15 protein-coding genes are annotated in these 13,116 nt (G+C 67.0%); 3 read left to right on the top strand and 12 right to left on the bottom strand.

From position 1 onward, the window contains the following. Nucleotides 1-5 precede the first annotated feature (5 nt). Both ACS5Q1_RS12775 and ACS5Q1_RS12770 read left to right on the top strand, forming a co-directional pair. Complete coding sequence (locus ACS5Q1_RS12775) at nt 6-251, top strand: hypothetical protein (RefSeq protein WP_473098563.1); 246 nt, start codon at nt 6-8, stop codon at nt 249-251. After that, complete coding sequence (locus ACS5Q1_RS12770) at nt 238-846, top strand: HdeD family acid-resistance protein (RefSeq protein ID WP_473098562.1); 609 nt, start codon at nt 238-240, stop codon at nt 844-846. The genes ACS5Q1_RS12775 and ACS5Q1_RS12770 overlap by 14 nt, the downstream gene beginning before the upstream one ends. On the opposite strand, the gene ACS5Q1_RS12765 is transcribed toward ACS5Q1_RS12770, so the two are convergent. Then, nucleotides 841-1,299: an SPW repeat domain-containing protein gene (locus ACS5Q1_RS12765; RefSeq protein WP_473098561.1), complete on the bottom strand. Its 459-nt coding sequence runs from the start codon at nt 1,297-1,299 to the stop codon at nt 841-843. The genes ACS5Q1_RS12770 and ACS5Q1_RS12765 overlap by 6 nt on opposite strands. Before the next feature lie 507 nt (nt 1,300-1,806). Here ACS5Q1_RS12765 and ACS5Q1_RS12760 point away from each other — a divergent pair. Further along, a complete protein-coding gene (locus tag ACS5Q1_RS12760; RefSeq protein ID WP_473098560.1) occupies nt 1,807-1,953 on the top strand; it encodes a hypothetical protein in 147 nt (48 codons plus the stop codon). A gap of 27 nt (nt 1,954-1,980) precedes the next feature. Here ACS5Q1_RS12760 and glsA read toward each other — a convergent pair whose 3' ends face one another. From glsA to ACS5Q1_RS12705, 11 genes are all read right to left on the bottom strand, one after another. Further along, nucleotides 1,981-2,982: a glutaminase A gene (glsA, locus tag ACS5Q1_RS12755; RefSeq protein WP_473098559.1), complete on the bottom strand. Its 1,002-nt coding sequence runs from the start codon at nt 2,980-2,982 to the stop codon at nt 1,981-1,983. Between the two features lie 26 nt (nt 2,983-3,008). Continuing rightward, nucleotides 3,009-4,829, bottom strand: a complete 1,821-nt coding sequence (locus ACS5Q1_RS12750) for an SLC13 family permease (RefSeq protein WP_473098558.1) — start codon at nt 4,827-4,829, stop codon at nt 3,009-3,011. A gap of 12 nt (nt 4,830-4,841) precedes the next feature. Further along, nucleotides 4,842-5,045, bottom strand: a complete 204-nt coding sequence (locus ACS5Q1_RS12745) for a hypothetical protein (protein WP_473098557.1) — start codon at nt 5,043-5,045, stop codon at nt 4,842-4,844. Nucleotides 5,046-5,069: 24 nt separating this feature from the next. After that, on the bottom strand, nt 5,070-6,899 hold the full coding sequence (locus tag ACS5Q1_RS12740) for an SLC13 family permease (RefSeq protein WP_473098556.1): 1,830 nt from the start codon (nt 6,897-6,899) through the stop codon (nt 5,070-5,072). Nucleotides 6,900-6,965: 66 nt separating this feature from the next. Continuing rightward, on the bottom strand, nt 6,966-8,168 hold the full coding sequence (locus ACS5Q1_RS12735) for a M20/M25/M40 family metallo-hydrolase (protein WP_473098555.1): 1,203 nt from the start codon (nt 8,166-8,168) through the stop codon (nt 6,966-6,968). A gap of 41 nt (nt 8,169-8,209) precedes the next feature. Next, nucleotides 8,210-9,775: an AbgT family transporter gene (locus ACS5Q1_RS12730; RefSeq protein ID WP_473098554.1), complete on the bottom strand. Its 1,566-nt coding sequence runs from the start codon at nt 9,773-9,775 to the stop codon at nt 8,210-8,212. Nucleotides 9,776-9,779: 4 nt separating this feature from the next. Beyond that, on the bottom strand, nt 9,780-9,944 hold the full coding sequence (locus tag ACS5Q1_RS12725) for a hypothetical protein (RefSeq protein ID WP_473098553.1): 165 nt from the start codon (nt 9,942-9,944) through the stop codon (nt 9,780-9,782). Nucleotides 9,945-10,353: 409 nt separating this feature from the next. After that, nucleotides 10,354-10,848: an EF-hand domain-containing protein gene (locus ACS5Q1_RS12720; RefSeq protein WP_473098552.1), complete on the bottom strand. Its 495-nt coding sequence runs from the start codon at nt 10,846-10,848 to the stop codon at nt 10,354-10,356. A 55-nt stretch (nt 10,849-10,903) separates the two neighbouring features. Further along, entirely contained in the window at nt 10,904-11,392 is a 489-nt protein-coding gene (locus ACS5Q1_RS12715) for an EF-hand domain-containing protein (protein ID WP_473098551.1), read from the bottom strand. A gap of 261 nt (nt 11,393-11,653) precedes the next feature. Beyond that, the gene (locus ACS5Q1_RS12710) at nt 11,654-11,935 is read right to left on the bottom strand and encodes a hypothetical protein (protein WP_473098550.1); all 282 of its coding nucleotides are present in this window, start codon (nt 11,933-11,935) and stop codon (nt 11,654-11,656) included. 31 nt (nt 11,936-11,966) lie between these two features. Further along, complete coding sequence (locus ACS5Q1_RS12705) at nt 11,967-12,539, bottom strand: DUF1269 domain-containing protein (protein WP_473098549.1); 573 nt, start codon at nt 12,537-12,539, stop codon at nt 11,967-11,969. Nucleotides 12,540-13,116: the final 577 nt, after the last annotated feature.

Here is a 13,116-nt window from a genome sequence, read left to right as displayed (position 1 = left end):
TTCGGATGATCGGGTGGTTCGCCAGGTTCCTGCTGATTGCGGCCGGCACGGTCACCGGCTGGTTCGTGGCACGGGACGAACCGAACTTCGGCGTGATCCAGTTGGCGACGGCGCTCCTGCTGCTGACCTTCGTGGTGGCGATCCTGGCCTTCCGGCCCGCTCGCCGGACGGTCAGGCGCCAGCGGTTCTCCGGGTCGGTCCAGCGCCCGGACCGAGGAACGGAACACGGAGGAAGCCATGACGACGCCTGACACAGTTTCAGATTCCGCGAAAGGCACCCCGATGAGACCGCCCGGTTGGGTTCGCCTCGGATTGGGGATCGTCATGATCCTGGCAGGAGTTGCCGTCCTGGCCGACGTCGCATTTGCCTCGCTCGTCAGCCCGGCCTTCATCGGGGTCGCGGCCATCATCGTCGGCACCTTCGAAATCGTCCACGCCCTCTGGACGCGGGGCTGGGGCGGCTTGGCCTGGCAGATGCTCCTTGGCCTCCTGTACGTGGCTGTCGGCATCGTTCTCCTCGGCGGGGCAGGTTCGGCTGAGATGATCGCCGCCCCTGGGATCGCGCGGTCCGCCCGGTCGGGCGATTTGCTGCTCACCTATGGGCTCGGTCTGCTGCTCGCCGTGTCAGGCATCGTCAGGATCCTCCTGGGATTACGCCGTTGGCGGGCGGGCGGCTGGGTTATGCTGCTGGCTGGAACGTTCGGCGTGATGGCTGGGCTCATCGTCCTGTCCGAGTTCCCGAAGACCGGATTCTGGATCTTCGGGCTCCTGCTCGGGCTCGATCTCATCGTGCACGGTGCCGCATGGCTCGGTTTCGCCTCCCTGCCGCGGGCAAGGGGATCATGAACTCCGCTCCGTCCAAGCCGTAGGGGCAGGGCCGATCACCCGTTGGGCTCGAAGGGCGGAAGGATGCTCCTCCCCACGATGAACGAAAAGGCCGATGACGTTCAGCATGATCACCACGATGCCGGCAGTGACCAGGAGCCCGGCCGCGTTCCTGACGTCGCTGAATCCGAGCAGCCACGGGGTGAGCAGGGCGCAGAGGCCGAGCGCCAGGCTCGCAAGGCGAGACAGATCCCCTGCGCCGGCCGATCGCGTGAGGATCGCGGCTCCGAGCAGCACCCCGATCACGACAGAGGTCCTCGTCGCGACGGCATGATCCGAATAGCGGTACATCCACGGCGACGCGACCAGCAACGCGGCCATCGCACCGCCGATCATCTCGACGATGGTCCACCTGCCGGAAGCCCGATCAGCATCGGTCACCTTGCCGCCGCGGATCCTTGGATTGACGTTCATGCGCTTGCCTCCTCTTGTCGCTCCAGACCGGAAGCCCTTGGGCCGATGCCAACGTCCCGAAGCTGCGCCGCGGGGAGGTGCCGTTCCCGGCGAGCCTCATCCATAACGTGAACGATCACCCGCGACACTCGGGTGACACCCCGAGAAACGGCGGCGAAAGACCCGACTTCGATGACGGATGTGCATGCCCGATTGCGGATAGGGCTGCCCGGTCCGCCGCTGCATCGGTCTCCTGGGCGGGCAGCCGCAACCGGACCCGTGTCTCGCATCGCCGGTTCCCTGGGTCTGCCGATCGCGAACCTGGGATTATGCCCGATTGCGCGACGTACCCCTGCGGCTAGACTGCCGGATGCAGCCCGATCCCGCATACCCGATGACTCCCTTCCTCCAGGCTGCCAACTCAGCCGTCTCGCGACGGCTTCTCTTTGTCCCGAACGGGCGGATCCGTAATCGGACCGGAAGCGTGGCGTTCCATTCCGGTAGCAACCTGCGACAGGAGAAGGCCCCATGTGCCGCCTGATCATCGTGATCGCAACCGTCGTCCTGCGCGGCTCCGTCATGGCCGGAGAGGCGGCCGCCCAGCGCCGCCCCAGCCCACCGGGCATCAACGGCGCGTTCAGCCATATGGCCGCGCGGCCCTGGGCGGCGGCCTGAAGGTGTCGACGACATGGCAGGACATCGTCATGTCTCCGGTGTCGAGACGAGCAGGTCGAGGCCGAGGCGCTGCGACAGGAATTGCGCCACCAATTGGCCCTTGACGCTGTTGCCCGCCCCGTCGAGCGGCGGGGCGAAGGTGCCCAGGCCCCCCTTGCCGGGGGAGACCGTGACGATGCCGCCGCCGATGCCGCTCTTGCCCGGAAGGCCGATCTCGTAGAGCCAGTCGCCGGAGGTCTCATACATTCCGGCGGTCAGCATGACGGCGAGTGCATAGTGGCAGGTGTCGGGACTGACCACCTGCTCGCGCGTGACCGGGTTGAAGCCGCCATCGGCGAGGGTCGCGCCCATGACCGCGAGATCCTTGGCGCTTACGTTCAACGAACATTGTCGGGTGTAGAGATCGACGGCCTCGGCGGGATCGCAGTAGATGCGGCCGACGCTCTCAAGCATCCAGGCGATGCTGCGGTTGCGGAAGTTCGTCACTGAGGCGGAGGCATAGACCTCCTCGTTCAGCGGCAGAACGCGACCGGCGAAGCGGGACAATCCTTCGTGGATGAAGCGCCACTTCTCGTCCGTGTTGTTTCCTGGAACGAGGCTCGTGGTGGCGATGGCGCCTGCGTTCACCATCGGGTTGGTGCGCCCATCGGTATTGCGCTCGATGCCCGCAAGCGAGTTGAATGCGTGGCCCGTCGCGTTCACGCCGAGCCTCTCGCGGGCACCCGTCGCGCCGATCAGGTTGCAGATCAGGGCGAACGTGAAGGGCTTGGAGACGCTCATGATGGCGAACCCGTGGTCCGCGTCGCCGACCGGGAAGACACTGCCGTCGGTCCCCACGATGCAGATACCGAACAGGTAAGCCGGCACTTGGGCGAGGGCCGGGTAGACCTGCGAGACCTCCCCTTGGTCGACGGACCGGAAACGCTCGTGGGCGTCCATCACCAGCCGCTTGACCGCCCCCGCGGACGGCAGCCGTCCGGTCGAGATGTGGGAGGTTCCGGGTTCGACGATCGGGTTCAGCAGTTCCATACCTCACCTCCCTCTCTCAACCGTTGCTACATCGGCAGGAGCCAAGGCACCAGGATCACGCAAACGATCAGCACGAGGATGGAGAAGGGCACGCCAAGCCTTATGAAGTCCCCGAACGAATAGTTCCCCGGCCCGACGACGAGCGTGTTCACCGGCGACGAGACCGGCGTCATGAAAGCGGTCGATGCGGCCAAGGCGACGATCATGGCAAAGGGGTATGGCGAGGCGTTCAGCTCCTTGGCCACCGCAAGGGCGACCGGTGCCATCAGGACCGCGGTCGCGGTGTTGGAAATGAACATGCCCAGCAGTGCGGTGATGAGAAAGAGGGTCCCGAGGACGACACGCGGGCCCGCGCCGCTGATGACGCCCATCAGGAAGTCGGCAGCCAGATCCACTCCTCCGGTCCTCTGCAATGCGATCGAGAACGGCAGCATGCCGACGATGAGAACGATGGTCTTCCAGTCGATGGACCGATAGGCACTGGGAAGATCGATGCACCCCAGGAGCCCCATCAGCAGGCACCCGATCAACGCGGCATGCACGTTCGGGATGATCCCGCTGACCATTAGGCCGACGACGAGTAACAGGCAGGCGACGGCTTGAACGGCCTTTCCGGGGACCGGGAGGACTTCGTCGAGTTCCGCTGGGAGCCGGATAACCGCAAGGTCCCCGTCGTCCGACCGAAGCTGCTCGATTTCGCTCCAGGCCCCGACGAGCAGCAGCATGTCGCCGACCTCGAGCCTCTCATTGACGAGACTTCCGTCGTGCACGATGCGGCCCCGCCTGAGGCCGATGACCGAAAGCCCGAAACGGCTCCGGAAATGGGCTTCGATCACCGAGTGTCCGACGAGATCCGACGATGGCGGTACGATGACCTCCGCCAATCCGATTTCCTGCGAACGATCGCTGAAATAGGTCCCCTCCAGCGGCAACTCCTCGAGGCGGAAATCGTCGCGAATGGACTGGATGCCGCTGCCATCCGAGCGCAAGTCGATCAGCAGGACATCGCCGGCCCTGATTTCCATTTTCGCGGTCGGCCGCAGCAGCTCCCTCGAGAGGTTGCGGCTTCTCTCGACGGCGATGATGTTGGCCCCGGACGAGCCACGCAGGTCGAGTTCCTCTAAGGTCTTGCCGGCCAGCGGCGAGCGATCGGTCACGAGAAGACGGTATTCGCGGTTCGCCAGGCCGTACTCGTCGACCCACGTTGCGAATGTCGGGCGGTTGACGGTCCGCGCCCGCTTCTCAGCCGGCAGCCAGCGCCGCGCGAACGCCATGTAGACGATGCCCAGCACCAGGACGGGAGCGCCGAACGGCGTGAAGCTGAAGAACGAAAAGCCCGCGATGCCGTGACGCTCGAGTTCGCTGTTGACCACGAGGTTCGGCGCCGTCGCGACCAGGGTCGTCATCCCGCTGATCAGGGCCGCGAAGCTGATCGGCATCATCAATCGGCCGGGCGGGATGCCGGTGCCTTGCGCGATCCTGAGCGCCACCGGGATGAAGATCGCCGTCACGGCCGTGGAGCTCATGGTCGCTCCGAGCGCGCAGACGACCGTCATCAGGAGCGTCGTCAGGCGTAGTTCGTCAGTCCCGGCCTTCGTGGTCAGCCAGTCGCCGAGCCCCTGGGCCACGCCCGTCCGCACCAGTCCCTCTCCGATCACGAACAGGGCGGCAATCAGGACGATGTTGGGGTCGCTGAAGCCTGCGAGTGCCTCCTGCATCGTGAGGACGCCTGTCAGGGGAAGCGCCGTGAGCATGATCAGCGCCACGGCATCGAGGCGAGGCTTGTTGATGGCGAACATCACGATCGCGGCGGCAAGCAGGCCAAGGATGACGGCGAGTTCGGTCATTCCGGGATTTCCTCACTTCGGGGCTTGCTGCCGTGTCCCGCTCTCATCCGGAAGGACCACCATTCCCGAGCACGGCTCGATCCATGCCATCCGATCGACCACCGCCTTCACACCCGGTACGTTCTCGGCCACCACCCTGGCAGCCTGGCCCCCGCGGTCGTCGAGGATCGCCTCTCGATGATCCCGTCCCTGTCCGGCATGAAGTTGGGAATACATCCTGCGCGGCCCCTCCATGGTCAATCAAAAGCGCCAGATCAGCGGCACCAGGAAGACCGATACGGCGAAGAACCAGACGAGCAGGGGCAGTCCCAGCTTCCAGTAATCGCCGAACGCATATCCTCCCGGCCCCATGACCATCAGGTTGGTCGGCGTCGCGATAGGGGTCAGGAAAGCGCCGGCCGCGGCCACGGCGGTGCTCATCAGAACCGGGCGCGGCGAGATCCCCATGCTCGCCGCGGCCGCCACGCCGATGGGAATGACGATCAGCGCGGTTGCCGTATTGCTGATCAACTGGCCGAGAAGCGCCGTGAGAACGAACAGGCCGGCGAGCAGCGCATAGGGGCCGGCATCGCCGACGAGACCGACCAGGCCCTCGGCCATGAGCCGGGCCGCGCCCGTCTCCACCATGGCGGTCGACAGCGGCATCAGGGCGCCGACGAGGATCACCGTCGTCCACTCGATGGCGCGATAGGATTGCTCGACGGTGAGGATCCGCGACAGGACGATGGCCCCGGCGGCGAGGAGGCCGGCGACGGCGGGCGGCACGAGGCCGGTCGCGAGCAGGATGACCATGCCGATCAGCACGGCGATCGCCTGGTAGGCGCCCGGCCCGAGGGGCACCGCCTGGCGCCGCACCAGTTCGGGCGAGTTGACCACCAGCACGTCCGGGTCGCTGAGGTGAAGATCGAGGGCCTTCCAGGTTCCCTGGAGCAGCAGGGTGTCGCCGGGGCGCAGCGCGATCCCGCGGCCGGATTTCGGCTCGTCGGCGGCGATCTCCGCTCCGGCCCGTTGCACCGCAAGAACGACGAGGTCGCCGCTGTCGGTGACCATGCCGGGAAACATGGTCTGCCCGATGAGGCCCGAGCGGGGCGGGATCACCACCTCGGCGAGGCCGGAGGTGCGATTGAACAGGGTTTCCTCGCCTTGGTCCGAAGTCATGGTCTCGCGGAACGAGAGATGCATCCGCCTGGCGAGCGAGGCGGCCGCTTCGGCATTCCCGCGCACGAGGAGATGGTCGCCCTCCGCCACGGCCCGGCGGAGCGGAGCGGCGCTCTCGCCTTCCTGGGCGGCAACGAGGTGCAAGCCGGGAAAGGCCGAGAGATCGACGTCGGACGGGGAAAGGCCGACATAGGGCGAGTCCGCCCGCACGCGCATCAGGAAGAGGCCGTCGGCCAGGCCGTACTGCTCCACCAGCGTCCTGGCATGGCGGCTGAGATCGGCCGGCATCTTGGCCCCGTTGCGCTGCGGCAGGAGCCGTTCGCCGAAGAGGATGATGATGGCCATCGTGCCGGCGACCAGGGGAATGCCGACGAGGGCGAATTCGAAGAAGTTGAATTCCCCGACCCCGGCCTCGAGCGCCGCCTCCGAGACGAGGACGTTCACGGGCGTGCCGGTCAGCGCGAGCATCGACCCCGCATGGGCGGAGAAGACGAGCGGCATCAGGAGCTGCGAGGACTTGCGTCTGAGGCGGACCGCCATGACGACCACGACCGGCAGCAGGGCAGCCACCGCGCCGTTGACGCTGATCAGCGCCGTCAGAACCGACACGAGGCCCATCGTGAGAAGGAGGAGGCGCGTCCGGCTCTTCTCCCCCGCCCACCGGATCAGGAGCTGTCCGGCCCAGGCGGTGACGCCCGTCGTCTCGAGGCCCGTGCTCACGACGAAGAGGCAGGCAATGAAGATGACGGCAGGATCGCCGAAACCGCCCAAGGCCTGTCCCAGCGTGAGGACCTGCGTCGCCCACAGCGCCAGTGCGATTCCCATGGCGACGATGACGACCGGCAGCCTGTTCCAGATGAAGAGGACGACGGCAGCGGCGATGATGACGGCAATGGACGTTAGCGGACTCAATCGCTCATCTCCTCGTGCGGCCGTCCAGAGGGGCGCATCCGGGTCGAATGGCTTGGTGTGCGCACCCTAGTCCTCGATCGTGGCCAGCAGCAGCGCGAGGCGGCACCCCGTCGCGAACTCCGGCAGGTTCACGTACTCCTTGATGGTGTGGATCTCCGCCTGGCCGGCGCCGATGGTGACGGTAGGCACGCCGTGCTGGTCGAGCCAGTTGGCGTCGAGGCCGCCGTTCGAGAACACGTAATTGGGCTTGAGGCCGAGCATGGTCATGGCCCTGGTCGCGCGCCGCACCACGGGCGAGGTCTCGTCCAGATTGAAGGGCGGGTAGGATGGGGTATGGGTGAAGGTCACTGTGGCCATGCCGCCTTCGTCGTCCTTCACCGCCTCCCGCCCCGTCCCGAAAGCCTGGTCGAAGCCCTGCGCGATGGCTGTCGCGAACGCCGATGTCGGGCTTCGCGCCTCGCCCTTGATGTAGACGTAGTCGGTCACGACATTGGTGGCGTCGCCGGCCGCCTTGCCGTCCTTGCCGCCGAAGATCCCGACATTGCTCGTGCCGCGGTCACCGGCCTTCACCACCTTGCCGAACCACCCTTCGCGCTGCGCCTCGGCAAGGGCGACCGCACCGACCAGCGTCGCCGAGATGCCCTTTTCGGGCGCGACGCCCGCATGCGAGGCCTTGCCGATGATTTCGACTTCCCAGTTCTCCTGGCCGACGGCGCCGATGATCAGGTCGTTCGGGTCCTGGCCGTCGACGTTGATGCACATGACGGCGCCGCCGAGATCCGCCGGGTCGAGCTCGCGCGCTCCATGCAGGCCGCTTTCCTCGCGGACGGTGAAGAGCAGCGTGATGGGCGGATGCGGCAGGGCGTGCTTCAGCAATGTCTCCGCAAGAACGACAAGGATGGCGCAGCCCGCGCGGTTGTCGCCGCCGAGGGCCGTCGTGCCGTCCGACACGATGCGGTCACCCTCACGCCTCGGCTTGGCTCCGGCGCAGAGCGGCACCGTGTCGAGATGGGTCGAAAACAACAGCCGCGGCCCGGGCCGCGTGCCGGGCAGATCGACGATCAGGTTGCCCGTTTCGGTCGGGACCGGGATGCGCTTGTGCGCGTCATCGAAGCGGATCGCGGACGCCGGCACGCCCGCCGTCCGGAGCGCCGCGGAGACGGCCTCGGCGATCCTGGCTTCCTGCCCGGTCACGCCCTCGACCGAGAGGAACCGCATCAGGTGATCTTCCGCGGCGGCGACATCGAGGGGAATCGCGGAACTGCTCATCGTTTCGCTCCGGTGTTTGCGTGGTAAGTATCGATCTCGGATCACAATCCCCACGGAAGACCGAGCATCTTCCAGACGGCAAAGAGGGCGGTCCAGAGAATGAAGATCCACACGACGTAGGGAAGCATCAGCGACACGATGGTGCCGACGCCCGCGGATCGGTCGTATCTCTGTGCGAACCCGACGACGAGGGCGAAGTATGCGTTCAGCGGCGTGATCGCATTCATCGGCGAGTCGCCGACGCGGTAGGCGGCGAGCACCGCCTCCGGCTCGACCCCGAGCTTCATCAGCAAGGGCACGAAGACCGGGGCGAAGATCGCCCATTTGGCGATGGCGCCGGTCAGCAGCAGGTCGATGATCGCCACGACGACGATGAAGCCGAGCAGCAGCGGCAGCGCGCCGATATTGGCCGCTTGCAGGGCACCCGACAGGCTGAGCGCCATCACGGTGCCCATGTTGGTGAAGGTGAAATAGGCGACGAACTGGCTCAGCACGAAGAACAGGAAGATCGTGCCGCCGAGGCTCTTGACGGACTTCTCGATCGCTGCGATCACCTCGGGCAGCGTCTTGAGCGTGCCGGCACCGATGCCGTAGGCCCAGCCCGTGACGAGGAACATCAGCATGATCAGCGCGATCAGGCCGTTCATGAAGGGCGAGTCGCCGATGAGCTCCCGCGTGTCGGGATTGCGCAGCGGTGCAAACGAGGGAAGGGTCAGGAGGCAGAAGACCGCGATCAGCCCGAGCAGCCCGAGGCCGGCGAACCGCAGGCCGCGCGATTCCTGCTCCGACAGGACGGCGCCCTGCTCCGTCGTGGTTCCTTCCGCTGCCAGTCCGGGGTCGTAGGTTCCCAGGCGGGGCGCGATCATGCGGTCGGTGATGAAGGCGACGACGACGGTGAGGAACAGCACCGAGGCGAACGAGAACCAGATGTTCGAGGCGAGGCCGATGGAGCGGTTGGGATCGACGAGATGGGCCGCGTCGTTCGTGAACTCGACGAGCACGGCGTCGAGCGGCTTGATCAGCATGTTGACGGTGAAGGCACCGGCCACGGCCGCGAAGCCGAGCGCGAGTCCGGCGAGCGGATGCCGCCCCACGGCCAGATAGGCGATGCCCGCGAGCGGGATCAGGACCAGGTAGCCGGCATCGGCCGCGATGCTGGAGAGGATGCCGACGAAGGACAGGATATAGGTCAGTGCCCAGGCCGGCGAGACGATGACGAGCTTGCGGATCAGCGCGGTGACCAGGCCCGACTCTTCCGCCACCCCGGCGCCGATCATCGCGACGATCATGAGACCGACCGCCGTAAACCCCATGAAATTCGGGATCAGCGACTCGTACATGAAGCGGATGCCGTCCGCGGTCAGCAGGCTGCGGATCTCCGTGGTGGCCGTTTCGATCTGGTGCGTGTCCGGATTGATGCGCTCGAAGGAGACGGCCGCCCCGAACAGGCTGAGCACGGCCGAGAGCACCATGACGATGCCGATGAGGATCAGGAAAATGACCACGGGGTGGGGAACCATGTTCCCCACGCGTTCGACGCCGTCGAGAAACCGCTGCATTGCGGTCCTCGGCGCGGCATCCGTGCTGCTGGTTGTATCGTTCAGCATGTCGCTAACCCTCGGACTGATGGAGGATTGCCGTTGCAGTCACCCTGCTCGCGGTGCCCGCGATGCCGCCCCATGGCAGCCCGCCGGCAGCGCGCTCACAGGATGTTTCGCCTGCTGCCCCAGAGAGCGCGAACGCGGCGTCCGCGGCGGCCATGATGATCTTTCCCATCGGAACTCCCCCATGGAGACACCGATCAGAGGTCCACAGCGCACGGGCAGGGATACAGTTAACCCTCCGAGAGCTGCTTGGGTATCGGGTGAAACCCCGAGTTCGAGCCATGCAAACGTGGAGGTTCGTTGGCGGCATTCCCGGCATTTGGCAGAACCTGGATGCGGCCGGGGTTGAGTGGAGGTCCTGCGGGGCGATCGCTGTCGTGATCTTCCTCATCGGTCCATCCCTCCCGGATTACGGATTGCAGACCCGTGCCGGGCCTCCTGTGCATCGCCCTCGGCCGCCTGCTCATCGGCGTGGACGGTTCGGGCGTGGCTGTCCTGAACGATGGGATCGGCATGTGCCGGTCCGGCGTCCATGAGGATCCCGCACCAAACGCCGGCATCGTTCCCTCCCGCCGTCACGCCTATCGCAGCGAGGCCGTGAGCTCCCGCACGAAGCGGGCCTCCATGAAGTCATCGAAGGTCAGGGCCATGAACTGCCCGCGTGCTCCGGCTTTCGACAGCTCGTTCTTGGCGCCGAGCCTGAATTTGGCTCGGCTCATCGTCGCGCTCCCCTTGTTCCGCCACCGGTCCCAGATGCGCGCACGTGCCGCCGAGTACGGCACCATTCGGTCATGGCGTTGCGCCAACGGAAGGAGTCCAAGGCTCAGCCCATCGAACTCCTTTCGCGTGAGCCGGCCGTCCCTGTTGGTGTCCATCGCGGCGAAGACGTTCGCGACGTAACGGTTGACCTCGACGGCTTCGATGCGGCCGTTTCCGTTGCGGTCGATGAGTCCGAAGACCGCCCGCGTCGCCCGGTCGATCTCCCCGGCCGGCACGGCGGCCTGGGCGGGCGTCGGTGCAAGGCCGATCGCGGCAAGGGTCAGGCTGGAGGCGATCATCCCCTTCAACCGTGCCATCGTCGGTGCCTCCCATGGGCTGGTGGGTCGTCGCGCTTCGTCAGGAGATGCGGCATCACCGGAAGGCCGTCGCGAGATCCTGGACGAAGCGCGCCTGCTGGAACTCCGCGTAGCTCACGCCGAAGTGGCCGCGGGAGACCCGCAGGAGTTCGCCGCGCAGGTGCTGGCGAAAGGCGGCCCTGGTCACCTCTCGCGGCCGCGGATGGCGCCAGCGGTGCCAGATGCGTTCGCGGGCCTCGGCGTACAGCTTCAGCCGGTCGTGACGCTCCGCCAATCCGCCTAGGCCGAAATCGAGATGCTGGAATTCGGCATAGGTGAGCCTCAGGTTGCCGTCGGCATCCAACGCCGCGAAGGTCCGGTCGGCGAAGCGCCTCGTTTCGGCTCCCTCGATCACGCCGTCGCCATCCCTGTCCATCCCGTCGAACAGCGATCGCAGCGCCCGTTCGAAGTCCGCGGCCCGGTCCGGCTGCGACGGAGCCGCCCGGGCAGCGATGGCGATGACGGCAATGGCGGCGACCGTGACGGCCGCGACGGCTTTCCTCATCGTACCCTCCCTGGCCTTGCCCTCGGCCGGGACACAGCCGACGGCGCACCCAATGCCGTTGGGGGCCTACCGGAAGCCGACCCCGTCGCTCAAAACGTCGCGCCGACCGCGAGCGCGACCATCAGGACCGCGACACCGAGCAGGATCCAGCGCAAGCCGAACACCAGCGGTGGCAAGCCGTTCCGACGGAGACGCATGGCAGGCTCCTTCAGCGTTCAGGTCTCACGGTCCTCGCCCGCGCCGATGTGCGGGCGAGGACGCCTACCGACGGCCCCTGCGGCGGCGCCAATGGCCGGATACCCAGACCCAGCGTCCACGCCGGGCGCTCCAGACCCAGCGACCCGGCACCCAGACGAAGCCGGGCCGTGGCCGTGGCCGCCGCTCCCGCCGTCGCGGCGGGGGGCGGCCCCCTGGACGATTGGGTGGCGGCGGACGACGTTCGGGCCGCGGCTGGGCTTCCGCGTCGGTCAATGCGACCGAGCCGAGCGGGATGGCCACCGTCGCCGCGACCAGCCAGTTCAGGAGGCGCCGTCGTGTGATCATGTCGCTCTCCCTTGCCGAACGGCCCAGGTCATCACGTGCCGGGTTGCGCCGCCACGGCGCCCGCGGCTTCGACGCCCTCGCTGGGACTCGGGGCATGCGCCTTCGAGAGCGCGGCCTGGAGCTTGGCTTCCTGCTCGGGCGAGAGCGAGGAGCGGATCACGTGACCCTTGAACCCTTTGAGCTCGGCGAGAACCTTCTCGGGCTGCGACTTGCGGACGAGCAGGAACAGGGCCGAGGTGTCGGGCTTCAGCGTGTCGCCGATCGACCTGATGAAGTCGTCGTTGATGCCAAAGTCCATCATGCTTCCGGACAGGGCCCCCGAGCCGGCGCCGACCGCACCGCCGATGGCGAAGCCGGCGAGCGGGTTGAGGAACAGCAGGCCGATCAGGCTGCCCCAGAGGGCTCCGCGCAGGCCGCCCCCGGCAGCGCCGAGACTCACCAGGTTGACGCTCTGCTTGATCCGGACCACGCCGCCCGCGTCCCGGATCGCGACCACGGCGTCCTCGAGGTCGATGAGGTATTCCTTCTTCAGGCGGATCAGTTCCGTCAGGACCCGGTCCGCGTCTTGAGGGTTGTCGAACCCGACGACCACCAGTTCAGACATGGCATGTCCTCCTCGCGCGGCGATTCAGGCAGGCCGCGACCAGCCGCAAGCGTACCGCATCGGGGCGACGGGGGTTATCGGGGCAAACCCCGAACCGAAGCCGGGAATGGCCTGAGTCCGCATGCCAATAAACAGTCCTCTGGCAGGCGACTGTCGCGGCGTTTCGTGTGGGAGCGGCGTGCTCGGGGATGGAACTCGGCGATCCGGTCGCCGGCCGCTCCTCCCGAGAGACCCGTCGTCGGAGGGCCGGCGTCCCTGGCACGGCTCGGTATTCATTCCGCGCTTTCTCGGTATTTGACCTGAGCAACGGCACCCGCAGCGGCAGCGTTACGTTTCGGGAGCAACCGGAAACAGGGAGCCCGCCATGCGCCGTCGGATCGTCCTGCTCGCGTCAGCCCTCCTGCTCGTCCCCCTCATGGCCGGGGACGCGTTTGCCCAGCGACGGGCGGGTTCCCCAGGCATCCACGGCGGCGGCTTCAGGCCGGCGGCGGTTCGGCCCGGCAGGGTGTATCGGCCCATGGCCGTCCGCCCCGGGCGGCAGGTCCGCCAGGTCCGCGCGCGTCCCGGCCGCTGGGAG

The organism is Microvirga sp. GN3, from assembly GCF_055792825.1.
Note: the sequence above shows the minus strand (reverse complement) of the source record. Positions and strands in the feature narration are given on the sequence as shown.

Bases quoted from the DNA above. Each gene is read 5' to 3' on its own strand.
- ACS5Q1_RS12760 (WP_473098560.1), top strand. From the start codon at position 1,807: ATGTGCCGCCTGATCATCGTGATCGCAACCGTCGTCCTGCGCGGCTCC.
- ACS5Q1_RS12725 (WP_473098553.1), bottom strand. From the start codon at position 9,944: ATGGGAAAGATCATCATGGCCGCCGCGGACGCCGCGTTCGCGCTCTCT.
- ACS5Q1_RS12770 (WP_473098562.1), top strand. From the start codon at position 238: ATGACGACGCCTGACACAGTTTCAGATTCCGCGAAAGGCACCCCGATG.
- ACS5Q1_RS12775 (WP_473098563.1), top strand. From the start codon at position 6: ATGATCGGGTGGTTCGCCAGGTTCCTGCTGATTGCGGCCGGCACGGTC.
- ACS5Q1_RS12750 (WP_473098558.1), bottom strand. From the start codon at position 4,829: ATGACCGAACTCGCCGTCATCCTTGGCCTGCTTGCCGCCGCGATCGTG.
- ACS5Q1_RS12720 (WP_473098552.1), bottom strand. From the start codon at position 10,848: ATGGCACGGTTGAAGGGGATGATCGCCTCCAGCCTGACCCTTGCCGCG.
- ACS5Q1_RS12735 (WP_473098555.1), bottom strand. From the start codon at position 8,168: ATGAGCAGTTCCGCGATTCCCCTCGATGTCGCCGCCGCGGAAGATCAC.
- glsA (WP_473098559.1), bottom strand. From the start codon at position 2,982: ATGGAACTGCTGAACCCGATCGTCGAACCCGGAACCTCCCACATCTCG.
- ACS5Q1_RS12715 (WP_473098551.1), bottom strand. From the start codon at position 11,392: ATGAGGAAAGCCGTCGCGGCCGTCACGGTCGCCGCCATTGCCGTCATC.
- ACS5Q1_RS12730 (WP_473098554.1), bottom strand. From the start codon at position 9,775: ATGCTGAACGATACAACCAGCAGCACGGATGCCGCGCCGAGGACCGCA.
- ACS5Q1_RS12765 (WP_473098561.1), bottom strand. From the start codon at position 1,299: ATGAACGTCAATCCAAGGATCCGCGGCGGCAAGGTGACCGATGCTGAT.
- ACS5Q1_RS12745 (WP_473098557.1), bottom strand. From the start codon at position 5,045: ATGTATTCCCAACTTCATGCCGGACAGGGACGGGATCATCGAGAGGCG.
- ACS5Q1_RS12710 (WP_473098550.1), bottom strand. From the start codon at position 11,935: ATGATCACACGACGGCGCCTCCTGAACTGGCTGGTCGCGGCGACGGTG.
- ACS5Q1_RS12705 (WP_473098549.1), bottom strand. From the start codon at position 12,539: ATGTCTGAACTGGTGGTCGTCGGGTTCGACAACCCTCAAGACGCGGAC.